Genomic DNA, 25,232 nt, shown 5'->3' on the forward strand with positions numbered 1-25,232 from the left:
TATTCACTGGGGTTGGGCGCCTTGACGTAGCAGGCTTTGCCAGTTATGGTGCCCTTCGTGCGCTAAGCATATTGACAATTTCTTTTACCTGTAGACCTGATTATCATGGACAAATTTGACGCTAATCGCCGCAAATTGCTGGCGTTAGGTGGCGTTGCGCTGGGCGCAGCAGCCATCCTTCCGACGCCAGCATTTGCCACCCTCTCGACACCTCGTCCGCGTATTTTAACGCTCAACAATCTGCATACTGGTGAGACGCTTAAAGCGGAATTTTTCGATGGCAGAGGCTATATTCAGGATGAATTAGCAAGACTCAACCATTTTTTCCGTGATTTCCGCGCGAATAAAATCAAAGCCATCGACCCTGGATTATTCGATCAGCTTTACCGCTTGCAGGGACTGCTGGGGACCAAAAGGCCGGTGCAACTCATTTCTGGCTATCGCTCTCTGGATACCAACAATGAACTGCGCGCCCACAGCCGTGGGGTAGCGAAAAAAAGCTATCACACTAAAGGGCAGGCGATGGATTTCCATATTGAAGGCGTTTCGTTAGCCAATATTCGCAAAGCGGCGTTATCTATGCGCGCAGGTGGTGTAGGATACTACCCACGTAGCAACTTTGTGCATATTGATACCGGGCCGGTTCGGCACTGGTAATAACGAAACACAGGAGCAGTATGAACTATCGTATTATTCCGGTTACCGCGTTCTCACAGAACTGTTCATTGATCTGGTGTGAACAAACTAAACTGGCCGCGCTTGTCGATCCCGGTGGAGACGCCGGGACAATCAAGCAGGAAGTCGCTGCCAGCGGTGTAACGCTGATGCAGATTTTACTCACCCATGGCCATCTCGACCATGTGGGTGCAGCGGCAGAACTGGCTGAACACTACGGTGTGCCGATTATCGGCCCGGAAAAAGAAGATGAGTTCTGGCTTCAGGGGCTACCTGCCCAAAGCCGTATGTTTGGTCTGGATGAATGTCAGCCACTGACACCGGACCGCTGGCTGAACGAAGGCGATCGCGTTAACGTAGGGAATGTAACTTTACAGGTGTTGCATTGCCCCGGGCATACGCCCGGCCATATTGTCTTCTTTGATGACGTGTCGCGCCTGCTGATTTCCGGTGACGTGATTTTCAAAGGGGGCGTAGGACGCAGTGATTTCCCACGCGGCGATCACGGTCAGCTGATTCAGTCGATTAAGCAGAAGTTATTGCCGTTAGGTGATGATGTGACGTTTATCCCTGGACACGGACCGATGTCGACGCTGGGCGATGAGCGGTTGCATAACCCGTTCCTTCAGGATGAAATGCCTGTCTGGTAAACCCGGTAAAATAAAAAAGCCTGCGCGATGCAGGCTTTTTTTATGGGTGCAGGTTACAGCACCGCGACAATGGCTTCGCACAGCGGCGCCATGTTGTCAGGCGTCATACCTGCAACGTTCACGCGGCCAGAGGCAACGGCATACACGCCAAACTCTTCACGCAGGCGCAGCACCTGCTCTTTGGTCAGGCCGCTGAAGGAGAACATGCCGTTCTGCTTGATGATGAAGCTGAAGTCACGGTCAGCGCCTTTCTCAGCCAGCGTGTTCACAAACAGCAGACGCATGCGCTGAATGCGCTGACGCATATCGTTCAGCTCTTGTTCCCAGATTGCGCGCAGCGCATCGTTGCTCAGGATCGTCGCGACCACAGACGCACCGTGTGCCGGTGGGTTAGAGTAGTTAGCGCGGATCACGGACTTCATCTGGCTGAATGCGCGATCGACGGTTGCTTCGTCAGCAGCCACCAGCGTACAGGCGCCGACACGCTCGTTATACAGACCAAAGTTCTTGGAATAGGAGCTTGCGACAATCAGCTCCTGATGCACGGCGGCGAATGCGCGCAGACCTTCTGCATCTTCTTCCAGACCACGGGCAAAGCCCTGGTAAGCGAAGTCGAACAGCGGCAGCCAGCCTTTTTCAACGGACAGCTTAGCCAGCTGTTCCCACTGTTCAAGCGTAGGATCGATACCGGTTGGGTTATGGCAGCAGCCGTGGAACAGCACCACATCGCCCGCCTGGGCTTCGCTCAGGCTGGCCAGCAGACCGTCGAAATCCAGCGCGTGGTTTGCCGCGTCGTAGTAGGCGTATTCACGCACTTCCAGACCCGCAGAATTAAAAACGCTCTTGTGGTTCGGCCAGCTTGGATTGCTTACCCACACACGCTTCACAGAGGTGTTTTTCGCCAGGAAATCTGCCGCCACGCGCAGTGCGCCGGTACCGCCTGGGGTCTGCGCCGTGCGGGCGCGTTTTTCGCTCACAATGGTGCTGCCTTTGCCGAACAGCAGCTCCTGGGTGCAGCGACCAAATTCAGGGATACCATCAATACCGAGGTAGTTTTTGGTGGTTTCGTTTTCCAGCAGATACTGCTCAGCTTTTTTGACGCTGGTCAGTACCGGAGTTTTGCCGGTTTCATCTTTATATACACCAATACCCAGGTTGATTTTGCCAGGGCGGTCGTCGGCACGAAACAGATCGGCCAGGCCCAGAATTGGGTCGGCAGGAGCGGCAGTAATGTTCTCAAACATGACGAAGTTCCATTGTGATTACAGAAGTGAAATCCGCTATCAGGTTAACGGTAGATTTACAAAATGCCAACCGTTTGCGACGAAAAGCGTGCGGCTTTTCAAAAGTCGCTATTATTTTCTCTCAGGAATAAAAAAACAGGGCCGAAGCCCTGTTCATTAAGCATATAACAACGAGGTGTGCTGATTAGAACTGGTAAACCAGACCCAGAGCCACGATATCGTCGTTGTTGATGCCCAGCTTGTTGTCGTCTTTCAGCTGGTTGATCTGATAGTCAACATAGGTAGACATGTTTTTGTTGAAGTAGTATGTCGCACCAACGTCGATGTAGTTGATGTAGTCTTCGTCACCGATACCTTCTACGTCTTTCGCTTTAGATTTGTAGTAAGCGATGGATGGACGCAGACCGAAGTCGAACTGGTACTGAGCGACGACAGAGAAGTCCTGAGACTTGTTAGCGAAACCACGGCTGCCCAGACGCGCTGCGTTACGCATTTCGCCATAAATAGCTGCCAGGTAGATGTTGTTCGCGTCATATTTCAGGCCGGTTGCCCACTGTTCAGCTTTGTCACCTTTACCCCATTCCAGCGTCTGCTGGTTGTTGGTACGGTCAGCTGCACCATAAGCACCCACAATGCCGAAACCGTCGAAATCATAGCTCAGAGAGGTTGCCCAGCCGTCACCGTTGGAACGTACTGCGTCATCACGTTCATTTTTGCCCAGGTACTGAACACCAAAGTTCAGACCGTCAACCAGGCCGAAGAAGTTGCTGTTACGGTAAGTCGCCAGACCACCCGTACGGCCTGCGAAGAAGTTATCGCTCGCGCCGGTGTCGCCGCCGAACTCAGGCAACATATCGGTGATGCCGATTGCGTCATAGACCAGACCGTAGTTACGACCGTAGTCGAAGGAGCCTGCGTCACCAAATTTCAGACCTGCGAATGCCAGACGGGTTTTGTTGCCGTTCTGTGCATCGCCACCTTCAGAGTTGTTACCCTGGAAGTTGTATTCCCACTGACCGTAGCCAGTCAGCTGATCGTTGATCTGAGTTTCACCTTTGAAGCCCAGACGCGCGTAAGTGTTGTCGCCATCGTTGCCCGCGTAATCAGAGAAGTAATGCAGGCCAACTGCTTTCCCGTAAAGATCTAATTTGTTGCCGTCTTTGTTATAGATTTCAGCAGCGTTTGCTGCACCGGCTACCAGCAGGGCAGGGACTACCACTGCCAGGATATTGCGCTTCATCATTATTTATTACCCTCATTGGTTTTTTTATGACACTCGCCACTGCCGCCAATAAATTCTGTCAATAAATATTTCCGGAACTATTGATGAGAGTTAGGTGTCTTTATGTGTCTGACAGGCATCTTTCCATTCATAGAACCGTTTCGCTACACTGAAAGTGCTACAATCTTCAAGATTCAGTTACCAAAAGAAAATATATGTAACTAAATATGTATTTTTGGGAACTTTGTGAAGCACCTCAAATTTCAGTGCCACCTGGCGAATTAAACATCCGCTTTATTCTTATATATATGATTTCCTTATGTTTAATTTAGCTAAAGGCCTTTCGTATAAACAGAAGTTAAACGGCTCATTTTTTCTTATGATCGATAAAAGCCATCCAGATGGCTGTGAAATTGGTTGTTTTTTATGCTAATGCGTAAGGATTGTTTTAAGCGCAATAAGAATGGGGTTATTTTTTTGTCTCAGGATATTTCGTGGAAACAAAACGTAACAGGTAGAGGTAATAGCGGGGTTGTGGTTTAAAGACGCTTACTTCTGACTGACGAAAACTGACATTGCAGGATAAAATAATGGCCAGCATTTGCTGGCCATTAATGATTTGGTCGGTTAGAAACTTGCGTTACGCGGTGTGCGTGGGAATGGAATCACATCACGTACGTTCTGAACACCTGTTACGTAAGCAATCAGACGTTCGAAGCCCAGGCCAAAGCCGGAGTGTGGAACGGTGCCGTAGCGACGGAGATCGCGATACCAGCTGTAGTCCGCCGGGTTCAGGCCCATCTCCTGCATACGCGCGTCCAGCACATCCAGGCGCTCTTCACGCTGGGAGCCACCGATGATCTCACCGATGCCCGGCGCGAGGACATCCATCGCGGCAACGGTTTTACCGTCTTCGTTAAGGCGCATATAGAACGCCTTAATGTCTTTCGGATAGTTTTTCACCACAACCGGTGCTTTAAAGTGCTTCTCTGCCAGATAACGTTCGTGCTCGGAGGAGAGATCCACGCCCCAGTAAACCGGGTTTTCGAATTTCTCACCGCATTTTTCCAGGATTGCGACCGCGTCGGTGTAATCGACCTGCGCGAAGTCTGCGGAGACGAAGCGCTCAAGACGGGCGATGGCGTCGTTATCGACACGCTCAGCGAAGAATTTCATGTCGTCTGCGCGCTCTTCGAGAACGGCTTTAAACACGTATTTCAGCATCGCTTCTGCCAGGGCTGCCGCGTCATTCAGATCGGCAAAGGCCACTTCCGGCTCCAGCATCCAGAATTCCGCCAGGTGACGGCTGGTGTTGGAGTTTTCCGCACGGAAGGTTGGGCCGAAGGTATAGATCTTAGACAGCGCACAGGCGTAGGTTTCACCGTTGAGCTGGCCGGAAACCGTCAGGAAGGCTTCTTTACCAAAGAAGTCTTTGTCGTAATCGACTTTACCTTCCGGCGTACGCGGCAGGTTTTCCATATCCAGCGTTGAAACGCGGAACATTTCACCTGCGCCTTCGGTATCGGAAGCCGTGATCAGCGGAGTAGAAACCCAGAAGTAACCCTGCTCGTCAAAGAAGCGATGCAGCGCCTGCGCCAGCGTATGACGCACGCGGGCAACCGCACCAATCAGGTTGGTGCGCGGACGCAGGTGCGCGACTTCACGCAGATATTCGATGCTGTGACGCTTTGCAGCCATCGGGTAGGTGTCAGGATCGTCAACCCAGCCGGTCACTTCCACCGAAGTCGCCTGAATTTCGTAGCTCTGACCCTGGCCCGGAGAGGCCACCACAACACCGGTGACGATCACGGAACAGCCGGTTGTCAGGTGCAGAACGTCATCATTGTAATTGGGCAGAGAATTATTAATGACGGCCTGTACAGGATCAAAGCAGGAACCGTCATAGACGGCGAGGAAGGAGATGCCAGCTTTAGAATCTCGGCGAGTACGCACCCATCCGCGCACGGTGACCTCCTGGTCAACGGCGACACGGCCCTGGAGTACGTCGGCTACAGGCACAACGCTCATAATATTCTCTCTGTTAATAGTCGGAAAAAATAAACACTTGTCCGCCCTTATAGGGGGGATATCTATGTTACCTGCCATCCGCTATCAGACAAGTAAATTTCACCGTCTTAAGAGAAGAAATAAGAAATTAATAAGAGAAGGGGAGCCATGAAGGCTCCCCCGAAGCCGTTAACTGGCTTTTTTAACCTGAGGCAAATCGAAGGCTTTACGTAATGCGCGGACAAACGCTTTGTCATGGCAGATGGTTTTGCCCGGACTGTCGGAGAGCTTCGCGACCGGCTTACCGTTACATTCCACCAGTTTTATGACGATGTTCAGCGGTTTCACCTGAGGAATATCACAGGTTAACCGCGTACCAATCCCGAAACTCAGGTTCACCCGCGATGAGAAATGGCGATAAAGGTCGACGGCTTTCGCCAGGTCAAGGTTATCGGAGAAGACCAGCACCTTACTCATGGGGTCGATGCCCAGTTTTTCGTAATGGGCGATGGCTTTCTCACCCCATTCAACCGGGTCCCCGGAATCATGGCGCAAACCCTGGTAGCGTTCGGCAAACTCAGGGCCAAAGTCGCGCAGGAACGCGTCCATGGTAATGCAGTCGGTAAGGGCAATACCCAGCCGATCCGGGTATTCCTCTAGCCACGCGGCGAGGGCGGCGCGCTGGCTGTTGGCAAGGTCAGGGCTGATCTGCTGGTGCGCCTGGAACCATTCGTGCGCCTGGGTGCCCATCGGCGTTAAATCAAGGCGACGTGCCAGATCGTAGTTACTGGTGCCAACGAACCACGGCTCCTGTTGCAGACGTCTGACAATGGCTTCCTGAACCTCGCGAGAGAAGCGGCGGCGCGTGCCAAAGTCCATCAGACGGAATCGGGACATATCCAGCCCTTCGGTCAGTCTGGAAAACTCAACGAGTTTATTCTCCAGAGCGGCAACCGCCTGCGTCACACCGGTTTCAGGGGAGCGATAGCGGTGGGCCAGCTCGCTGATCACGGCCAGAAGCGGCACTTCCCACATGATCACCTCGCGCCACGGGCCGGTCAGACGAATGTCCAGCTTGCCGTTATCATTGGTGACGGTGACCTGTTCCGGGTTATAGCGGAACTCACGCAGCCAGTTCAGATAATCCGCTTTAAAGAAAGGCAGGCCTGAAAGCCACTGATATTCGTCATCGGTGAGCGCCAGATGCTGCATGGCCTCGACCTGTTCACGAATGGAATCTGCGTAGATACCCAGCAAGTCGTCACCCCGGCAGCGAAATTCCGCCGCAACATGGACATCATGATAGTGGTGAAACACGGCTTGCTGCATATGCAGCTTGTACGCGTCGGTATCCAGCAACGTATGCAGAACCGGAGAAGCGAATTGAGTCATAGGTGCGCTGTAGCATCCTCTCACGGGAGCGTTTAGTACAATAAACAACTCCGGAGTATACCCTGTTTAGTGATTTATTGAACCCCGATCACAACATAAGCACACTTTATGGTCGAGAGCATTTCGTGCCCCGTGTTATAAAAATGTAGCTAAAAAGGGCGTTGTGCCTGAAAAGATGAACATTCTGCATAGCGCGTTTTACACAACAGGAATATATTGAATCGTTACTCGACAAACGATGCATAAGGTTTTCTATGACACAACAGCCACAAGCTAAATACCGCCACGACTATCGTGCGCCGGAATACCTGATAAGCGATATCGATCTGACTTTCGACCTGGATGCCACAAAAACCGTGGTGACGGCGGTAAGCCAGGTGACGCGCCAGAGCGCGACAGCCGTGCCGCTGCGTCTGGATGGTGAAGACCTGACGCTGGTTTCCCTGCATATTAACGATGAAGCCTGGTCAGACTATAAAGAAGAAGGCAACCAGCTGGTCATCGACAACCTGCCGGAACGCTTTACCCTGCGCATCGTGAATGAAATTAGCCCTGCCGCCAATACCGCGCTGGAAGGACTTTACCAGTCAGGCGTAGCCCTGTGTACCCAGTGTGAAGCCGAAGGTTTCCGCCACATTACCTGGTATCTGGATCGCCCGGACGTCCTGGCGCGCTTTACCACCAAAATTATTGCCGACAAAACGCTGTACCCGTACCTGCTTTCCAACGGCAACCGGATTGGTGAAGGGGAACTGGAGAATGGCCGTCACTGGGTACAGTGGCAGGATCCGTTCCCGAAACCCTGCTATCTGTTTGCGCTGGTGGCGGGAGATTTCGATGTCCTGCGCGACACCTTTAAAACGCGCTCTGGCCGTGAAGTCGCGCTGGAGCTGTTCGTGGACCGTGGCAACCTTGACCGCGCACCGTGGGCAATGACCTCCCTCATCAACTCCATGAAGTGGGATGAAACGCGCTTTGGCCTCGAATATGACCTCGACATCTATATGATCGTTGCGGTCGATTTCTTCAACATGGGCGCGATGGAGAATAAAGGTCTTAACATCTTTAACTCTAAATACGTGCTGGCGCGTACCGATACCGCCACGGATAAAGATTACCTCGATATCGAACGCGTTATCGGCCACGAATATTTCCATAACTGGACCGGGAACCGCGTCACCTGCCGCGACTGGTTCCAGCTGAGCCTGAAAGAGGGCTTAACCGTCTTCCGCGATCAGGAGTTCAGCTCCGATCTGGGATCGCGGGCGGTGAACCGCATCAACAACGTGCGCACCATGCGTGGTCTGCAATTTGCAGAAGATGCCAGCCCAATGGCGCACCCGATCCGCCCGGATAAAGTCATTGAGATGAATAACTTCTACACCCTGACGGTGTATGAAAAAGGCGCTGAAATTATCCGTATGATCCACACCCTGCTGGGCGAAGAGAATTTCCAGAAAGGGATGCAGCTTTACTTTGAGCGTCACGACGGCAGTGCGGCCACCTGCGACGATTTCGTCCAGGCGATGGAGGACGCCTCTAACGTCGATCTGTCTCATTTCCGCCGCTGGTACAGCCAGGCCGGTACGCCGATCGTGACGGTCAAAGACGACTACAACCCGGAAACCGAGCAGTACACGCTGACCATCAGCCAGCGCACGCCGCCAACTGCCGAGCAGGAAGAGAAACATCCGCTGCACATTCCATTCAGCGTTGAGCTGTACGACAACGAAGGCAACGTGATCCCGTTACAGAAGGGCGGCCACCCGGTGCATAACGTGCTGAACGTGACCCAGGCAGAGCAGACCTTTATCTTCGATAACGTCTATTTCCAGCCCGTTCCTGCCCTGCTGTGCGAGTTCTCCGCGCCGGTGAAACTCGAATACAAGTGGAGCGATCAGCAGCTGACGTTCCTTATGCGTCACGCGCGCAACGATTTCTCGCGCTGGGATGCGGCACAAAGCCTGCTGGCGACCTACATCAAGCTGAACGTCAACCGTTACCAGCAGGGCCAGCCGCTGACGCTGCCGGTTCATGTGGCAGACGCGTTCCGTGCCATCCTGCTGGATGAGAACATTGACCCGGCGCTGGCGGCTGAAATTTTAACGCTGCCTTCTGCGACTGAAATCGCCGAGCTGTTTGACATCATCGACCCGATTGCCATTGTCGCCGTGCGTGAAGCGCTGACCCGCACGCTGGCGACCGAACTGGCAGATGAGTTCCTCGCCATTTACAACGCCAACAAGCTGGACGCGTATCGGGTGGAACATGCGGATATCGGTAAACGTTCCCTGCGCAATACCTGCCTGCGCTATCTGGCGTTTGGTGAGGCAGAGCTGGCGAACACGCTGGTCAGCAAGCAGTACCACGAAGCCGATAACATGACGGATGCCCTGGCCGCGCTCGCCGCAAGCGTTGCCGCCGAGCTGCCGTGCCGCGATGCGCTGATGCAGGAGTACGACGATAAGTGGCATCAGGATGGTCTGGTGATGGACAAGTGGTTCATCCTTCAGGCCACCAGCCCGGCAGCCGATGTACTCAGCAAGGTTCGCAGCCTGCTGAAGCACCGTTCGTTCACCATGAGCAACCCGAACCGCGTCCGCTCTCTGATTGGTGCCTTCGCCAGCAGCAACCCGGCCGCGTTCCATGCTGAAGACGGCAGCGGTTATCAGTTCATGGTTGAAATGCTGACCGAGCTGAACAGCCGTAACCCGCAGGTGGCGTCTCGTCTGATTGAGCCGCTGATCCGCCTGAAACGTTACGATGCGCAGCGTCAGGCGAAAATGCGCGCCGCGCTTGAGCAGCTGAAAGGGCTGGAAAATCTGTCTGGCGATCTGTACGAGAAGATTGCTAAGGCGCTCGCCTGATGTAAAAAAGCCCGGTGGCGCTACGCTTACCGGGCCTACGTGGGGTCGCGGGGCATCGGTTTTCTCCCTCTCCCTGTGGGAGAGGGCCGGGGTGAGGGCATCAGGCATTAGCCTTTATCCGCTGAATCTCCGCTTCCCCACGTTTCATCACCCGATCCAGTACTTCGGCTTCCAGCTCCGCCAGTCTGGCCGATCCCACGCGGCGAGGACGTGGAATATCTACCGTCAGATCCAGACCAATTTTGCCCTCTTCTATTAACAGCACCCTGTCTGCCATTGCCACGGCTTCACTGACATCATGCGTCACCAGCAGCACCGTAAAGCCGTGCGTCTGCCAGAGGGTTTCAATCAGATCCTGCATCTCGATCCGCGTCAGGGCATCAAGCGCGCCGAGCGGTTCATCGAGCAGCAACAGGCCGGGACGGTGAATCAGCGCGCGTGCCAGCGCTACGCGCTGCTTTTGTCCACCCGACAGGGCCGCAGGCCACTCTCCCGCGCGATTCTCCAGCCCTACCGCAGCGAGTGCCTGCCGGGCGTCCTCCCGCCAGCTGCCCTTCAGGCCCAGCCCGACGTTATCCATCACCGTTTTCCACGGCAGCAGACGCGCGTCCTGAAACATCATGCGCGTATCATCCTGAATCGTGGCCAGCGGCGTAGTGCCTGCCAGAATGTCACCGCTGTTTGGCGCTTCCAGCCCGGCTAAAAGACGCAGCAGGGTACTCTTGCCGCCACCGCTGCGGCCGACAACGGCCACGAACTGTCCGGCAGGAATATGCAGATCCAGTGCATTCAGAATGGTGTTGTCGCCGTAGCGTTTGGTCACGCCGTTCAGCAGTAACGGTGTTCCCTGGTTCAGTCGTGCAGTATTCATGCTTTCGCCTCCTGAGCGGTGTAGGCCGGGTTCCAGCGCAGCCAGCTACGTTCCAGCCACTGGGCGCTGACGTCCGCAAGTTTGCCGAGCAGGGCATAAAGGATAATGGCAACCACCACCACGTCCGTTTGCAGGAACTCGCGGGCGTTCATCGCCAGATAACCAATGCCGGAGTTAGCCGAAATGGTTTCCGCCACGATCAGGGTTAGCCACATCAGGCCGAGCGCAAAACGCACCCCAACCATAATGGAGGGCAGGGCGCCCGGCAGGATCACATGGGTAAACAAGGCAAAACCTGACAGGCCATAGCTGCGGGCCATCTCAACCAGACCGCGATCGATATTGCGGATCCCATGCCAGGTATTGATATAAATCGGGAATAACGTTCCCAGCGCCACGAGGAAAATTTTGGCGCTCTCATCAATGCCAAACCACAGGATAACCAGCGGAATAAGCGCCAGATGCGGCACGTTACGCAGCATCTGAACGGAGGTATCCAGCAGCCGCTCACCCCAGCGTGACAGGCCGCTGATCAGCCCCAGCGTCAGGCCGATGCTTCCGCCAATCGAAAAGCCAATTACCGCGCGCCAGGAGCTGATGGCAAGATGTTGCCACAGCTCACCGCTGGCGCTTAGCGACCAGAACGCTTCCACAACGCCCTCCGGAGAGGGCAAAATGCGGCTCGACAGCCAGCCAGTTGAAGACGCCAGTTGCCAGACGAGGACAATGCCGACGGGCAGAAACCACGGCGCGGCGCGCAGCAGCCATTTTTGTGCGGTTGCAGACATGGTGGCTCCTTAGCTTTGCGCGACTTTTCTCGGGATAAACGCGTTCGCCACGGCTTCGCCCTGCAACTGTAGCTGACGTGGCTGCGGAATTTCCGGGATAGCGACATCCAGGTGCGGGAACAGCAGTTCACCCACCTTGTACGCCTCCTCCAGATGCGGGTAGCCAGACAGAATAAAGCTGTCGATCCCCAGCGCCGCGTATTCATTAATACGTGCCGCTACGGTTGGACCGTCGCCGACCAGCGCCGTGCCGGCGCCGCCGCGCACCAGACCTACCCCGGCCCACAGGTTCGGGCTGATCTCAAGATTTTCACGCTTGCCGTTGTGCAGGGAGGCCATCCGGTGCTGGCCCACGGAATCGGTTTTGGCAAACGCCGCCTGTGCTTTGGCGATAGTGTCGTCGTCCAGATGAGCGATCAGACGGTCGGCGGCTTGCCAGGCCTCGTCGTTGGTTTCGCGGACGATCACGTGCAGGCGAATACCGAAGCGTACCGTACGGCCATGTTCTGCGGCTTTAGCGCGTACCTGAGTAATTTTCTCTTTCACCAGCTCCGGTGGCTCGCCCCAGGTCAGATAGAGATCGACCTGCTCAGCCGCCAGCTCCTGCGCCACGTCCGACGATCCGCCGAAATAGAGGGGAGGGCGCGGCTGCTGTACCGGCGGGAAGTAGAGCTGCGCATTGCGAACGTGGATATGTTTCCCTTCGAAGGTGACGGTTTCCCCTTCCAGCAGACGTCGCCAGACGCGGGTGAACTCTGCGGAGGCTTCATAGCGCTCGGTATGATCGAGGAAGACGCCATCGCCCGCCAGCTCCTGCGGATCGCTGCCCGTCACCAGGTTGAACAGCGCACGGCCGTTGGAAAGCCTGTCCAGCGTTGCCGCCTGACGCGCCGCGACGGTTGGCGACACCACGCTCGGGCGCAAGGCTACCAGGAATTTCAGGCGCTGGGTGACGGGGATCATTGACGCGGCAACCAGCCACGCATCCTCACACGAGCGGCCCGTCGGGATCAGTACCCCGGTAAAACCGATGCGGTCTGCCGCCTGGGCGATCTGCTGTAGATAGCCGTGATCGACCGGGCGGGCGCCTTCTTCTGTGCCAAGATAGTGTCCATCACCGTGGGTGGGTAAAAACCAGAAAAGATTCAGACTCATGATTTTTTTCCTTCAATGCCAGCGGGTTGCCAGATGCGTTCGCGAATATTCACCTGCTTTGGAACCAGGCGGTTTTGATAAAAGAGGTCTGCCGTTTGCTGCTGGAGAGCGGCAACGTGGGCGTCAACCGGTGCTATGGTGGTGGGAGGACGGTGGTCAAGATAGGTGGCGATCACCGGTTCAGGCAGGCCCATGGTTTTTGCCAGCAGCGTGATGCTCTGCTGACGCTGGCTTTGGGTCAGCGCATCGGCCTGAGAGAAGGTATCCAGCACGTGCTGAATAAATGCGCCATTTTTCTCAGCGTAAGGACGTGCCGCCAGGTAGAACGAGCCGGTCTGCTTCAGGGTGGTGCCGTCTTTCAGCACCCGCACACCGCCCTGCAACAGTGCGGCGGAGTAGTACGGATCCCAGATAGCCCAGGCATCAACATTTTTTTGCTGAAACGCCGCGCGCGCATCGGCAGGCGTCAGGTAAACGGGCTGGATATCGGTGAATTTAAGGCCGGCCTCCTGCAACGCGCGCAGCAGCAGGTTGTGCGAGCTGGAACCTTTCTGGAAAGCAACCTTATGGCCTTTGAGGTCGGCGACGCTTTTGATCTCGCTGTTTTCCGGCACCAAAATAACCTCTGCCTTCGGTTTGGCGGGCTCAACGCCAACGTAAACCAGATCCGCCCCGGCAGCCTGCGCAAAGATCGGCGGGATATCGCCTGTGCTGCCTAAATCAATACTCCCGACGTTCAGCGCCTCCAGCATCTGTGGTCCGGCAGGGAACTCGACCCATGAGAATTTGGTCTCCGGGAAACGCTTCTCAAGCAACGCATGGCTTTTCGCCAGCACCATGCTGACGCTGCCTTTCTGATAACCGATACGCAGGCTCTCCGGCGCTTTCTCTGCCGCCTGAGCCAGCGACGCCACTGCCAGCAGACCTGCCAGCCCGATACGGGTAACTGTTTTAAACATGCGCCACTCCTTGTGATTGATGAAATGCCGCCGCGTGGCGATCCCGACGGTTCAGGGCGTGCCAGAAGGTTTCGAGCGCACTGTCGAGGCGGGTTTGCAGATTCGGCGTGAAATGGGGTTTATGCTGGTAGTCGATTACCTGTGAGTCGTCAGCGAAGACGCCATGCAGGATCTCCTGCGCTTTCAGCGCGTTCAGAACCGGCTTGAGGGCATAATCCACCGCCAGTAAATGGGCTACCGTACCGCCTGTGGCCAGCGGCAGGACGACCTTACCGTCCAGCGCGCGTTCGGGCAGCAGATCGAGCAGCGTTTTCAGTGCGCCGGAAAAAGAAGCTTTATAAATCGGTGTCGCGACGACCAGCCCGTCAGCACTCTTAAGTTGTTCGATCAGGGTTTTCAGCGCCGGGCTGTCGAAACGGGCGTAGAGCAGATCTTCAGGCGCGAAATTGTGCAAATTCCAGTGACACACTTCGACATCCAGAGCATTAAGCTTTTCGCGAGCGTATTCCAGCAGTGCGCTGGAGCGAGAGGGGAAGCGGGGGCTTCCGGCCAGGGTAATGACGCGCATGGTTGCTCCTTATAACTAATTGTTTGCTTTTATCTAACATTCATAACAATTTTCAGGAGTGTGACATTGCGCGGTTATTCCACTAAATGATTTATCCTCAGGATGAATGCAGAAAAATGCATAAGAAGCGAAGCGATAAGTAAACGATTGCGTTTTACGTGGCTTTTTTTGCCACAGGTCAATTCCCTTTCCGGGCGGGATCGCACATAATCCCCTCCCGGTTTGCACACCGGGAATCCAGGAGAGTTCATGTACTACCCCTTCGTTCGTAAAGCCCTTTTCCAGCTCGATCCTGAGCGCGCTCATGAATTTACATTTCAGCAGTTACGCCGTATTACAGGAACGCCTCTGGCCGCGCTGGTGCGTCAAAACGTGCCGGAAAAACCAGTTCAGTGCATGGGCCTGACTTTCAAAAATCCACTGGGCCTGGCGGCCGGTCTGGACAAAAATGGCGAATGCATTGATGCACTCGGTGCGATGGGCTTTGGCTCGATCGAAATCGGGACGGTGACGCCGCGTCCGCAGCCGGGAAATGACAAGCCACGTCTGTTTCGCCTGGTTGAAGCCGAGGGGCTGATCAACCGCATGGGCTTTAATAACCTTGGCGTCGATCATCTGGTTGAGAACGTTAAGAAAGCCCATTTTGATGGCGTGCTGGGTATTAATATTGGCAAAAATAAAGACACGCCGGTCGAGCAGGGTAAAGATGACTATCTGATTTGTATGGAAAAAGTCTATGCCTATGCCGGTTATATTGCGGTGAATATATCTTCGCCTAACACCCCAGGGCTGCGTTCATTACAATATGGCGAAGCGCTCGACGATCTTCTTAGCGCCATTAAAAATAAACAAACGGCGCTACAGGCGATCCACCATAAATATGTTCCGGTCGCGGTTAAGATCGCCCCGGATCTTTCGGCAGAAGAATTGATCCAGGTTGCCGACAGTTTAGTTCGCCATAATATTGATGGTGTGATTGCAACCAATACGACACTCGATCGCTCTCTCGTTCAGGGAATGAAAAACTGTGACGAAGCGGGTGGATTAAGTGGCCGTCCGGTACAATTAAAAAGCACCGAAATTATTCGCGCACTCTCCGCAGAATTAAAAGGCCAACTGCCGATTATTGGCGTGGGTGGCATTGACTCTGTCATCGCTGCACGCGAGAAGATGGCGGCAGGTGCATCGCTGGTGCAAATTTATTCCGGCTTTATTTTTAAAGGGCCGCCGCTGATTAAAGAAATCGTCACGCATATCTAATCTTTTCTCTTAATCAGACAACCAGGGCTTTATTTCCAGCCCTGGTTGTTTTATATTCCGTCATTGTTGCTTATTTAAACATTATAGTCTTTTATTACTAGTGTTATAAGCGAAGCGGCAAACAGGACATTTTTAGTACAGGACGTTTAGGGGACGGGAGAGAAACATGCGAATTAAACCTGACGATAACTGGCGCTGGTATTTTTGTGACGAGCATGACCGTATGATGCTCGACTTAGCCAATGGCATGTTGTTTCGCTCTCGTTTTGCGCGCCGAATGTTAACGCCAGACGCGTTTGCTCCCTCTGGCTTTTGCGTTGACGACGCTGCACTCTATTTCTCTTTTGAAGAAAAATGCCGCGACTTCGATCTCTCCAAAGAACAGCGCGCTGAACTGGTACTAAATGCGCTGGTGGCGATCCGTTTCCTGAAACCGCAAATGCCGAAAAGCTGGCATTTTCTCGCCCACGGCATGAGCTGGACCCCGGCTATCGGCGATGCGGCCAGCGTCAATCTGAGCGATACCGAAGAAGAGGTGAATTTGCTGGTGGTTGAACCCGGCGAAAACGCTGCGCTCTGTTTGCTGGCCCAACCCGGCGTGACCATTGCCGGGCGAGTTATGCAGTTAGGTGATGCCATCAAAGTGATGAATGACAGGCTGAAGCCACAGCTGCGCGTTGATTCCTTCAGCCTTGAACAGGCAGTTTAAGCTTCCAGCTGTACGGATGTTTTCGGGACACAGCTACAGCACAGGATCGTGCCGTCACTGCCAATTGCAGATTTCTTCAGGGCACTTACTTCACCATCGACCAGTTTAATGCGACAGCATCCGCAAATCCCCGCGCGACAGGAATACGGTACGCGGATACCTGCCTGTTCCAGCTGTTCCAGTAGCACCTGCTGATTGTTACCACGGATAACTTTGCCTTCCCAGTGAATATCCACCGCGGAAGCGACGTTGGTGACAACGTCAACCATCTCTTCTTCCTGACCTGCGCCGTACACCCTGGCAGGCCCGCGGGTGAGAATGTCGACCTCGTCGCCCACGCGGATCACGCCGCTGGAGCGGGGGATCAGGTTCTGGCCGAAGTCGACATCACCGTTATCCTGCGCGGTACGAAATGACTGCAAGGTTTTCAGCGGTTCGCCGGAAGGGTGTTTCTGGCCTTTCTCCGGGCTGACGGTGGTAAAAATACAGCGGCTGCACGGCTTCACGACATCAAAAATAACGCTGCCGATGCGGATCACTTTCCAGGTATCTTCATCCCAGGCATCCGCTCCGGTCACCACCAGATTCGGGCGAAACTGCTCCATCTGCACGCTGGCTTTGCAACGGTTTTGTAAATCACGCAGCGAGGCCTCGCTGGTCAGCAGGAAGGGAAAACCATCCGCGAAGGAGAGAGGAACCGCATCGTGGCGCTTCACGCGACGGGTCAGCGCAGGCCCAACCCAGCGCAGCTGAACGTCACGGGAGAAAAAGCCGCTCAGCCACTGGTTAATGTTATCCGGCGCGATACGCGCGGTAAAATGGTTGCCCCACACTTCCGTTGGCGCATCAAGCGGCGCAAAATCAGCAAAGCGGATCACGACGCATGAACCGTCCGGCGCGGTCAAATGCAGCCCGTCATGAAGCGGGGAAGGGGTAAAGCGAACCATCTGCGGGAACTGACGTGCGGTGATAAACGTACCGTCAGGCTCGGTGACCATAAAAATACGATCGAAGGCGAATCCGCTCATATCGGCCAGCGCGTGAGAGACGCCGATGCCGCGCATGGATTTCACCGGATGAATAAAAAGCCTGGATAACGTCGCCACTGCACACTCCCGCTAAAGAAAATAAGCCTTCAACTTTATGACATACACGCCATATTAGCTATAATGCGCGACAATTTTCTATGAGTAAAAGTGACGATATGAATTCTCTGTTTGCCAGTACGGCCCGTGGGCTGGAAGAGCTGTTAAAAACTGAACTGGAAGCCCTGGGCGCGAAAGAGTGCCGGGTGGTTCAGGGTGGTGTCCATTTTGAGGGCGACACGCGGCTTATTTACCAGAGCCTGATGTGGAGCCGTCTGGCGTCGCGCATCATGCTGCCGATGAAAGAGTGCAAGGTCTACAGCGATCTTGATCTCTACACCGGCGTACAGATGATCGACTGGACAGAGATCTTCACACCGGACGCTACCTTTGCGGTGCATTTCAACGGCGTCAACGATGAGATCCGCAACAGCCAGTATGGTGCCCTGCGCGTTAAGGATGCCATTGTGGATTGCTTCACGCGTCGCAATAAAGAACGTCCGAACGTTGACCGTGAAAACCCGGATCTGCGTATCAACGTCTGGCTGAACGGCGATACGGCCAGTATTTCCCTGGATCTGAGTGGCGCAGGCCTGCATCTGCGCGGCTATCGCGATCGCACCGGGATGGCGCCGATCAAAGAAACACTGGCTGCCGCTATCGTGATGCGCTCCGGATGGCAGCCAGGTACGCCGCTGCTCGATCCGATGTGCGGTTCCGGTACGCTGCTGATTGAAGCCGCGATGCTGGCCACCGACCGTGCGCCAGGGCTGCACCGCGGCCACTGGGGCTTCAAAGGCTGGGCGCAGCACGATGAGGCCATCTGGAAAGAGGTCAAAGACGATGCGCAGACCCGCGCCCGTAAAGGGCTGGCGGAGTACACCTCTCACTTTTACGGTTCGGACAGCGACGCACGGGTGATTGAACGCGCGCGCAGCAACGCCCGTCGTGCCGGTATCGGCGAGCTGGTGACCTTCGAGGTGAAGGACGTGGCGAATCTGACCAATCCTCTGCCAAAAGGCCCGTACGGTACGGTGATCAGCAACCCGCCGTATGGTGAGCGTCTGGACAGCGAGCCGGCGCTGATTGCACTGCACAGCCTGCTGGGCCGCAACATGAAAGCGCATTTCGGCGGCTGGAACCTCTCCCTGTTTAGCGCCTCGCCGGAGCTGCTGAGCTGCCTGCAATTGCGTGCCGATCGCCAGTTCAAAGCGAAAAACGGCCCGCTGGACTGCGTGCAGAAAAACTACCATCTGGCAGAGGTAGCGGCGGATAGCAAACCGTCAGGCGTGGCGGAAGATTACGCCAACCGCCTGCGCAAAAACCTGAAGAAATTTGAGAAGTGGGCGAAGCAAGAAGGCATCGAATGTTATCGCCTGTACGACGCTGACCTGCCCGAGTACAACGTGGCGGTTGACCGCTATGCGGACTGGGTGGTGGTTCAGGAATACGCCCCGCCGAAAACTATCGATGCGCAAAAAGCGCGTCAGCGTATGCTGGATGTGATTGCGGCCACCATCGCCGTACTTGGCATTTCGCCAAACAAGCTGGTGCTGAAAACCCGTGAGCGTCAGAAAGGTAAAAATCAGTATCAGAAGATGGGCGAGAAAGGCGACTTCCTCGAAGTGGGCGAATATAACGCGCGCCTGTGGGTTAACCTGACCGACTACCTTGATACCGGCCTGTTCCTCGATCACCGTATCGCCCGCCGCATGCTGGGCCAGATGAGCAAGGGGAAAGACTTCCTGAACCTGTTCTCCTATACCGGCAGCGCCAGCGTTCATGCGGGGCTTGGCGGCGCGCGTAGCACCACCACGGTAGATATGTCCCGGACTTATCTGGAGTGGGCAGAGCGCAACCTGCGTCTTAACGGCTTAACCGGCCGTCAGCATCGCCTGTTACAGGCCGACGTGCTGGGCTGGCTGCGCGATACCGACGAGCAGTTTGACCTGATCTTTATCGATCCGCCGACCTTCTCTAACTCCAAGCGTATGGAGGATAGCTTTGATGTTCAACGCGATCACCTGCGCCTGATGACCGACCTGAAGCGTCTGCTGCGTAAAGGCGGCGCCATTATGTTCTCGAATAACAAGCGCGGATTCCGCATGGATCACGACGGCCTGGCCGAACTGGGACTGAAAGCACAAGAAATCAGCCAAAAAACGCTGTCTCAGGACTTTGCCCGTAACCGTCAAATCCACAACTGCTGGCTGATCTCCGCGGTCTGAAAGGAAAAATAAATGTCTTTAATTAGTATGCACGGCGCGTGGCTCTCTTTCAGCGACTCACCGCTTCTCGATAATGCAGAGCTGCATATCGAAGATAACGAGCGCGTCTGTCTGGTGGGCCGTAACGGCGCAGGTAAATCGACGCTGATGAAAATCCTCAACCGTGAGCAGGGGCTGGACGACGGCCGTATTGTTTACGAGCAGGATCTGATCGTCTCTCGTCTGCAACAGGATCCGCCGCGTAACGTCACCGGCAGCGTGTACGATTTTGTGGCCGAAGGGATTTCAGAGCAAGCGGAATACCTCAAGCGTTACCACGAGATTTCGCATCTGGTGATGACGGACCCGAGCGACAAGAATCTCAACGAGCTGGCAAAAGTGCAGGAGATGCTCGATCACCACGGCCTGTGGCAGCTGGAAAACCGCATTAACGAAGTGCTGGCCCAGCTTGGCCTGGAAGCGGATATGGAGCTGTCGGCGCTCTCCGGCGGCTGGCTGCGTAAAGCGGCGCTGGGTCGTGCCCTGGTGAGCGGGCCTAAGGTGCTCCTGCTGGACGAACCGACGAACCACCTGGATATCGAAGCGATTGACTGGCTGGAAGGGTTCCTGAAAACCTTTAACGGTACCATTATCTTCATCTCCCACGACCGTTCGTTCATCCGCAACATGGCCACGCGCATTGTCGATCTTGATCGCGGCAAGCTGGTGACCTATCCGGGCGATTACGATACCTATCTGCTGGAGAAAGAAGAAAACCTGCGCGTGGAAGAGCTGCAAAACGCCGAGTTCGACCGCAAGCTGGCCCAGGAAGAGGTATGGATCCGTCAGGGCATTAAAGCGCGTCGTACCCGTAACGAAGGCCGCGTTCGCGCCCTGAAGGCGATGCGCCGCGAACGTAGCGAACGCCGCGAAGTCATGGGTAGCGCCAAAATGCAGGTGGAAGAGGCGTCCCGCTCGGGCAAGATTGTCTTCGAAATGGAGAACGTGAATTATTCGGTTGACGGCAAAGTGCTGGTGAGCGATTTCTCCGCTCAGGTTCAGCGCGGCGACAAAATTGCGCTGATCGGCCCGAACGGGTGCGGTAAAACCACGCTGCTGAAACTGATGCTCGGTCAGCTCCAGGCCGACAGCGGTCGTATCCACTGCGGTACCAAACTGGAAGTGGCGTACTTCGACCAGCACCGCGCCGAGCTGGATCCAGACCGTACGGTGATGGATAACCTCGCTGAGGGCAAACAGGAGGTCATGGTTAACGGCAAGCCGCGTCACGTGCTGGGCTACCTTCAGGACTTCCTGTTCCACCCGAAACGCGCCATGACGCCGGTGCGCGCGCTGTCCGGGGGAGAGCGTAACCGTCTTTTGCTGGCGCGTCTGTTCCTGAAACCCAGTAACTTATTGATTCTCGATGAACCGACTAACGATCTGGATGTCGAAACGCTGGAACTGCTGGAAGAGTTGATTGATGGTTATCAGGGAACCGTGATGCTGGTCAGCCACGATCGTCAGTTTGTCGATAACACCGTGACCGAGTGCTGGATCTTCGAAGGCAAAGGACGCATCGGGCAATATGTGGGCGGCTATCATGACGCGCGTGGACAGCAATCGCAGTCGCTGGCGCAAAAACAGGCGAAGACCAAAAATGTCGCTGAACCTGTTGTTGCAAAGGCAGAAACTGTCAAAAAGTCTCCTGCTAAAATGAGTTATAACTTGCAGCGCGAGCTGGAAGGGCTGCCGCAGCGTCTGGAAGAGCTGGAGGCTGCACTGGAAGCACTGCAAATCCAGGTCGCTGATGCGTCATTCTTTACGCAGCCTCACGACTATACTCAGAAAGTATTGGCTGAACTCTCCCAGGCTGAACAGGCGCTGGAAGAGGCATTTGAGCGCTGGGAGTACCTTGAGTCTCTGAAAAACGGCGCATAAACAGGGATAATCTATGTGTGACCAGCACCATGCCGATCGGCATATATTATGCTCGCAATGCGATATGCTCGTGGCGTTGCCAGAGCTTGGTCACGGACATAAGGCTGCCTGCCCGCGCTGCGGCGCTACGCTGACGACCGAGTGGGACGCGCCAAGGCAGCGTCCTACGGCTTATGCGCTGGCAGCCTTATTCATGTTACTGCTCTCCAATCTCTTCCCTTTCATCTATATGAAAGTGGGCGGGATGACCAGCCAGGTGGATTTACTGGAAATACCAGGCGTGATGTTCTCGGAAGATTACGCCAGCCTTGGCACCTTCTTTCTTCTTTTCGTGCAGATCGTCCCGGCTTTTTGCCTGGTCGTCATTCTGCTGCTGGTCAACCGCGTCAGGATGCCCACTGTCCTTAAAATCAAACTCGCGCGGATCCTGTTCCAGTTGAAAAGCTGGGGGATGGCGGAAATTTTTCTCGCGGGTATCCTGGTCAGCTTCGTGAAGCTGATGGCCTACGGCGATGTGGGGATTGGCAGCAGCTTTATTCCGTGGTGTCTGTACTGCGTGCTACAACTGCGCGCGTTCCAGTGCGTGGACCGACGCTGGGCCTGGGACGATATTGCCCCGGCGCCGACGCTTTCGCAGACGGTAAAGGTGGGTGTACCGGGTATCCGTCAGGGGCTTCGCTCCTGCTCGTGCTGCACCGCCGTGCTGCCCGCGGATGTCGAGGTGTGTCCGCGCTGTGAAACAAAAGGTCACGTCCGGCGTAAAAATAGCCTGCAATGGACCATGGCGCTGCTGGTGACCTCTGTCATGCTCTATCTGCCCGCCAATATCTTGCCGATCATGATCACCGATCTGCTCGGCGACAGAATGCCCTCGACCATACTGGCCGGGGTGATTTTGCTGTGGAGCGAGGGGTCTTACCCTGTAGCAGGCGTCATATTCCTCGCCAGTATTATGGTTCCGACCTTAAAGATGATTGCCATTGCCTGGCTTTGCTGGGATGCAAAAGGGCACGGTAAGCGAGACAGCGAGCGTATGCATCTGATTTATGAGGTCGTGGAATTTGTTGGCCGCTGGTCGATGATTGACGTATTCGTGATTGCGGTTCTCTCAGCGCTGGTGCGTATGGGGGGGCTGATGAGTATTTATCCCGCTATGGGGGCGCTGATGTTTGCGTTGGTCGTCATTATGACCATGTTTGCGGCCATGACCTTCGACCCTCGTTTATCGTGGGATCGTGAGCCCGATTCAAGCCATGAGGAAGAGTAAGAGCATGGAAAATAAGAGTGGAGAGGCTAAAGTGCAGAAGGTCAGAAACTGGTCGCCGGTGTGGATTTTCCCCATCGTGACCGCGCTGATCGGTGCATGGATCCTGTTTTATCATTACAGCCATCAGGGACCGGAAGTCACGCTAATTACCACCAATGCAGAGGGGATTGAGGGTGGAAAAACCACCATCAAGAGCCGCAGCGTGGATGTGGGTGTCGTGGAAAGCGCGACCCTGACGGATGATTTAACCCATGTTGAAATCAAGGCCCGCCTGAATGCCGGCATGGAAAAACTGCTCCATGAAGATTCTGTTTTTTGGGTAGTGAAACCGCAGGTCGGGAGAGAAGGGATCAGCGGCTTAGGAACGCTATTGTCCGGGGCTTATATTGAACTCCAGCCCGGCAACAAAGGCGCCCAGCCAGCAAACTATCAGCTGCTGGATTCACCGCCGCTTGCGCCACCGGATGCAAAAGGGATCCGCGTTATTCTGGACAGCAAAAAAGCGGGCCAGCTCTCGCCGGGCGATCCGGTGCTGTTCCGTGGATATCGCGTCGGTTCGGTTGAAACAAGCACCTTCGATCCGCAAAAACGGACCATCAGCTATCAGCTTTTTATCAATGCGCCTAATGACCGCCTGGTGACCAGCAACGTTCGCTTCTGGAAAGACAGCGGGATCGCGGTGGATCTGACCTCTGCGGGGATGCGCGTTGAGATGGGTTCACTCACCACGCTGTTTGGTGGGGGCGTCAGTTTTGATGTGCCGGAAGGTATTGATCTGGGACAACCGGTGGCGGAGAAAACCGCCTTCAGGCTGTTTGACGATCAAAAAAGCATTCAGGATGCGCTCTATACCGATCACATCGACTACCTGATGTTCTTTAAGGACTCAGTACGCGGCTTGCAGCCGGGGGCGCCAGTTGAGTTCCGCGGTATCCGTCTGGGAACCGTGGGACAAGTGCCTTACTTTGTTCCGGGACTCAAGCAGATGCTTGATGATGATTATCGTATTCCGGTGCTGATCCGCATTGAGCCTGAGCGTTTGATTAACCAGATAGGCGAGGACCAGGATATTGGGGAGCATATCAGCGATCTGATGAATCGCGGTCTGCGCGGCTCGCTGAAAACTGGCAACCTGGTCACAGGGGCGTTATATGTCGATATGGACTTCTATCCAAAAGCGCCACCAATGACGGGGATCCGTGAATTTGGCGGCTACAAAATCATTCCTACGGTCAGCAGTGGCCTGGCGCAGATCCAACAGCGCCTGATGGAAACACTGGATAAGATCAACAATCTGCCGCTGAATCCAATGCTTGAGGCCGCGACGGGATCACTGCATCAGAGCCAGGCGACGATGCAACGTCTGCAAACCACGCTGGATAATATCAACAAGATCACCGCCAACCAGTCCATGCAGCAGCTGCCGCAGGATATGCAGAAAACGTTGCGCGAACTGAATCGCAGTATGCAGGGCTTCCAGCCGGGCTCAGCGGCTTACAACAAGATGGTGGCGGATATGCAACGTCTTGATCAGGTTTTACGCGAGCTACAGCCCGTTCTGAAAACGCTCAATGAAAAGAGCAACGCGCTGGTGTTTGAAGCGAAAGACAAAAAGGATCCTGAGCCTAAGAGGGCGAAACAATGAAAAAATGGCTAATCATCGCAGGCGCACTGGTATTAACGGCCTGTAGCACTGGAAGCGATAACAAAAGCTACTACCAGTTGCCGTTAAGCGCGCAATCCGGTGCGCAGAGTAGCAGCTCGCAGGGCAGCCGTCTGCTGTGGGTTGAACAGGTTGCCGTGCCAGATTATCTGGCTGGCAACGGGGTGGTCTACCAGACCAGCGATGTGCAGTACGTTATTGCCAACAATAACCTGTGGGCCAGCCCGCTGGATCAGCAGCTACGCAATGCGCTGGTGGCGAATCTGAGCAGCCAGCTCCCTGGTTGGGTAGTCGCCTCGCAGCCTCTGGGAAGCGATCAGGATACCCTGAATGTTAACGTGACGGGATTCCATGGCCGCTATGATGGTGCGGTTGTTATCAGCGGGGAGTGGCTCTTGAATCATCAGGGCCAGCTGATTAAGCGTCCTTTCCATCTGGAACTGAAGCAGCAGAAAGATGGCTATGACGAAATGGTGAAAGTGCTTGCGCAGGGGTGGGCACAGGAGTCGGCTGCTATCGCAAGAGAGATTTCCCGGCTGCCATAAGTAAAATTCATCGACGAAAGCCGCACTCAGCTTCTTGCTGATTGCGGCTTTTTTTTCGTTTTATGTTCAGTTTGTTACTTGTCCCGCGTCACATTTTTTGTACAAACAATCTTCCATGTAGCTCACAAATATGACACCCGTATGAATTTTGAACGTT

General features: G+C 54.9%; 20 protein-coding genes. 10 read left to right on the forward strand and 10 right to left on the reverse strand.

From position 1 onward, the window contains the following. Positions 1–105: 105 nt before the first annotated feature. Complete coding sequence (locus RS584_RS07595; RefSeq protein ID WP_003858202.1) at positions 106–657, forward strand: YcbK family protein; 552 nt, start codon at positions 106–108, stop codon at positions 655–657. A gap of 20 nt (positions 658–677) precedes the next feature. Then, positions 678–1,325: an MBL fold metallo-hydrolase gene (locus tag RS584_RS07600; protein ID WP_032619969.1), complete on the forward strand. Its 648-nt coding sequence runs from the start codon at positions 678–680 to the stop codon at positions 1,323–1,325. 53 nt (positions 1,326–1,378) lie between these two features. Here RS584_RS07600 and RS584_RS07605 read toward each other — a convergent pair whose 3' ends face one another. The 4 genes from RS584_RS07605 to pncB all read right to left on the reverse strand — a co-directional run bounded on the left by RS584_RS07605 (position 1,379) and on the right by pncB (position 7,190). Continuing rightward, the gene (locus RS584_RS07605) at positions 1,379–2,569 is read right to left on the reverse strand and encodes an amino acid aminotransferase (RefSeq protein ID WP_017384820.1); all 1,191 of its coding nucleotides are present in this window, start codon (positions 2,567–2,569) and stop codon (positions 1,379–1,381) included. Positions 2,570–2,753: 184 nt separating this feature from the next. Then, a complete protein-coding gene (gene ompF, locus RS584_RS07610) occupies positions 2,754–3,812 on the reverse strand; it encodes a porin OmpF (RefSeq protein WP_017384819.1) in 1,059 nt (352 codons plus the stop codon). 606 nt (positions 3,813–4,418) lie between these two features. Continuing rightward, the gene (gene asnS / locus RS584_RS07615) at positions 4,419–5,819 is read right to left on the reverse strand and encodes an asparagine--tRNA ligase (protein ID WP_315749217.1); all 1,401 of its coding nucleotides are present in this window, start codon (positions 5,817–5,819) and stop codon (positions 4,419–4,421) included. Positions 5,820–5,987: 168 nt separating this feature from the next. Then, complete coding sequence (pncB, locus tag RS584_RS07620) at positions 5,988–7,190, reverse strand: nicotinate phosphoribosyltransferase (RefSeq protein WP_015570954.1); 1,203 nt, start codon at positions 7,188–7,190, stop codon at positions 5,988–5,990. Positions 7,191–7,444: 254 nt separating this feature from the next. On the opposite strand from pncB, the gene pepN reads away from it, so the two are divergent. Beyond that, on the forward strand, positions 7,445–10,057 hold the full coding sequence (gene pepN, locus RS584_RS07625) for an aminopeptidase N (protein WP_015570910.1): 2,613 nt from the start codon (positions 7,445–7,447) through the stop codon (positions 10,055–10,057). A gap of 100 nt (positions 10,058–10,157) precedes the next feature. Here the strand turns inward: pepN and ssuB are convergent, their stop codons facing one another. The 5 genes from ssuB to ssuE are packed head-to-tail and all read right to left on the reverse strand — an operon-like array spanning position 10,158 to position 14,398. Then, positions 10,158–10,928 carry an aliphatic sulfonates ABC transporter ATP-binding protein gene (gene ssuB / locus RS584_RS07630; protein WP_015570909.1) on the reverse strand — a complete coding sequence of 257 codons (771 nt, stop codon included), beginning with the start codon at positions 10,926–10,928 and terminating at the stop codon, positions 10,158–10,160. Beyond that, entirely contained in the window at positions 10,925–11,716 is a 792-nt protein-coding gene (ssuC, locus tag RS584_RS07635; protein WP_003858185.1) for an aliphatic sulfonate ABC transporter permease SsuC, read from the reverse strand. The genes ssuB and ssuC overlap by 4 nt, the downstream gene beginning before the upstream one ends. 9 nt (positions 11,717–11,725) lie before the next feature. Continuing rightward, positions 11,726–12,871 carry an FMNH2-dependent alkanesulfonate monooxygenase gene (ssuD, locus tag RS584_RS07640; protein ID WP_315749219.1) on the reverse strand — a complete coding sequence of 382 codons (1,146 nt, stop codon included), beginning with the start codon at positions 12,869–12,871 and terminating at the stop codon, positions 11,726–11,728. Then, entirely contained in the window at positions 12,868–13,830 is a 963-nt protein-coding gene (locus RS584_RS07645) for a sulfonate ABC transporter substrate-binding protein (protein WP_047732497.1), read from the reverse strand. The genes ssuD and RS584_RS07645 overlap by 4 nt, the downstream gene beginning before the upstream one ends. Beyond that, positions 13,823–14,398, reverse strand: coding sequence for an NADPH-dependent FMN reductase (ssuE, locus tag RS584_RS07650; RefSeq protein ID WP_003858180.1), 576 nt, complete (start codon positions 14,396–14,398; stop codon positions 13,823–13,825). Before ssuE ends, RS584_RS07645 begins: the two co-directional genes overlap by 8 nt. Positions 14,399–14,647: 249 nt before the next feature. On the opposite strand from ssuE, the gene pyrD reads away from it, so the two are divergent. Then, entirely contained in the window at positions 14,648–15,658 is a 1,011-nt protein-coding gene (pyrD, locus tag RS584_RS07655) for a quinone-dependent dihydroorotate dehydrogenase (RefSeq protein ID WP_015570907.1), read from the forward strand. Positions 15,659–15,824: 166 nt separating this feature from the next. Then, positions 15,825–16,367 carry a cell division protein ZapC gene (gene zapC, locus RS584_RS07660; RefSeq protein WP_315749222.1) on the forward strand — a complete coding sequence of 181 codons (543 nt, stop codon included), beginning with the start codon at positions 15,825–15,827 and terminating at the stop codon, positions 16,365–16,367. On the opposite strand, the gene RS584_RS07665 is transcribed toward zapC, so the two are convergent. Further along, positions 16,364–17,473, reverse strand: coding sequence for a YcbX family protein (locus RS584_RS07665; protein ID WP_047732491.1), 1,110 nt, complete (start codon positions 17,471–17,473; stop codon positions 16,364–16,366). The genes zapC and RS584_RS07665 overlap by 4 nt on opposite strands. A gap of 98 nt (positions 17,474–17,571) precedes the next feature. Here RS584_RS07665 and rlmKL point away from each other — a divergent pair, with 98 nt between their 5' ends. Genes rlmKL through pqiC form a run of 5 tightly spaced genes read left to right on the forward strand, consistent with a single transcriptional unit; the run spans position 17,572 to position 25,075 of the window. Continuing rightward, on the forward strand, positions 17,572–19,680 hold the full coding sequence (rlmKL, locus tag RS584_RS07670) for a bifunctional 23S rRNA (guanine(2069)-N(7))-methyltransferase RlmK/23S rRNA (guanine(2445)-N(2))-methyltransferase RlmL (RefSeq protein ID WP_315749226.1): 2,109 nt from the start codon (positions 17,572–17,574) through the stop codon (positions 19,678–19,680). Positions 19,681–19,692: 12 nt separating this feature from the next. Then, positions 19,693–21,600, forward strand: a complete 1,908-nt coding sequence (locus RS584_RS07675; protein WP_047719337.1) for an ABC transporter ATP-binding protein — start codon at positions 19,693–19,695, stop codon at positions 21,598–21,600. Between the two features lie 13 nt (positions 21,601–21,613). Beyond that, a complete protein-coding gene (gene pqiA / locus RS584_RS07680) occupies positions 21,614–22,867 on the forward strand; it encodes a membrane integrity-associated transporter subunit PqiA (protein WP_017693685.1) in 1,254 nt (417 codons plus the stop codon). A 4-nt stretch (positions 22,868–22,871) separates the two neighbouring features. Further along, positions 22,872–24,512, forward strand: a complete 1,641-nt coding sequence (pqiB, locus tag RS584_RS07685) for an intermembrane transport protein PqiB (RefSeq protein WP_015570901.1) — start codon at positions 22,872–22,874, stop codon at positions 24,510–24,512. Then, on the forward strand, positions 24,509–25,075 hold the full coding sequence (gene pqiC / locus RS584_RS07690) for a membrane integrity-associated transporter subunit PqiC (RefSeq protein ID WP_315749231.1): 567 nt from the start codon (positions 24,509–24,511) through the stop codon (positions 25,073–25,075). Before pqiB ends, pqiC begins: the two co-directional genes overlap by 4 nt. Positions 25,076–25,232: the final 157 nt, after the last annotated feature.

Origin of the sequence: Enterobacter sp. DTU_2021_1002640_1_SI_PRY_ASU_LCPMC_013 (assembly GCF_032389435.1) — a bacterium.
In the GTDB taxonomy this organism is placed as follows: domain Bacteria; phylum Pseudomonadota; class Gammaproteobacteria; order Enterobacterales; family Enterobacteriaceae; genus Enterobacter; species Enterobacter hormaechei_C.

Excerpts from the sequence above, each read along its gene's own strand:
- RS584_RS07595 (WP_003858202.1), top strand. The coding sequence starts at position 106 with ATGGACAAATTTGACGCTAATCGCCGCAAATTGCTGGCGTTAGGTGGC.
- RS584_RS07600 (WP_032619969.1), top strand. The coding sequence starts at position 678 with ATGAACTATCGTATTATTCCGGTTACCGCGTTCTCACAGAACTGTTCA.
- RS584_RS07605 (WP_017384820.1), bottom strand. The coding sequence starts at position 2,569 with ATGTTTGAGAACATTACTGCCGCTCCTGCCGACCCAATTCTGGGCCTG.
- ompF (WP_017384819.1), bottom strand. The coding sequence starts at position 3,812 with ATGATGAAGCGCAATATCCTGGCAGTGGTAGTCCCTGCCCTGCTGGTA.
- asnS (WP_315749217.1), bottom strand. The coding sequence starts at position 5,819 with ATGAGCGTTGTGCCTGTAGCCGACGTACTCCAGGGCCGTGTCGCCGTT.
- pncB (WP_015570954.1), bottom strand. The coding sequence starts at position 7,190 with ATGACTCAATTCGCTTCTCCGGTTCTGCATACGTTGCTGGATACCGAC.
- pepN (WP_015570910.1), top strand. The coding sequence starts at position 7,445 with ATGACACAACAGCCACAAGCTAAATACCGCCACGACTATCGTGCGCCG.
- ssuB (WP_015570909.1), bottom strand. The coding sequence starts at position 10,928 with ATGAATACTGCACGACTGAACCAGGGAACACCGTTACTGCTGAACGGC.
- ssuC (WP_003858185.1), bottom strand. The coding sequence starts at position 11,716 with ATGTCTGCAACCGCACAAAAATGGCTGCTGCGCGCCGCGCCGTGGTTT.
- ssuD (WP_315749219.1), bottom strand. The coding sequence starts at position 12,871 with ATGAGTCTGAATCTTTTCTGGTTTTTACCCACCCACGGTGATGGACAC.
- RS584_RS07645 (WP_047732497.1), bottom strand. The coding sequence starts at position 13,830 with ATGTTTAAAACAGTTACCCGTATCGGGCTGGCAGGTCTGCTGGCAGTG.
- ssuE (WP_003858180.1), bottom strand. The coding sequence starts at position 14,398 with ATGCGCGTCATTACCCTGGCCGGAAGCCCCCGCTTCCCCTCTCGCTCC.
- pyrD (WP_015570907.1), top strand. The coding sequence starts at position 14,648 with ATGTACTACCCCTTCGTTCGTAAAGCCCTTTTCCAGCTCGATCCTGAG.
- zapC (WP_315749222.1), top strand. The coding sequence starts at position 15,825 with ATGCGAATTAAACCTGACGATAACTGGCGCTGGTATTTTTGTGACGAG.
- rlmKL (WP_315749226.1), top strand. The coding sequence starts at position 17,572 with ATGAATTCTCTGTTTGCCAGTACGGCCCGTGGGCTGGAAGAGCTGTTA.
- RS584_RS07675 (WP_047719337.1), top strand. The coding sequence starts at position 19,693 with ATGTCTTTAATTAGTATGCACGGCGCGTGGCTCTCTTTCAGCGACTCA.
- pqiA (WP_017693685.1), top strand. The coding sequence starts at position 21,614 with ATGTGTGACCAGCACCATGCCGATCGGCATATATTATGCTCGCAATGC.
- pqiB (WP_015570901.1), top strand. The coding sequence starts at position 22,872 with ATGGAAAATAAGAGTGGAGAGGCTAAAGTGCAGAAGGTCAGAAACTGG.
- pqiC (WP_315749231.1), top strand. The coding sequence starts at position 24,509 with ATGAAAAAATGGCTAATCATCGCAGGCGCACTGGTATTAACGGCCTGT.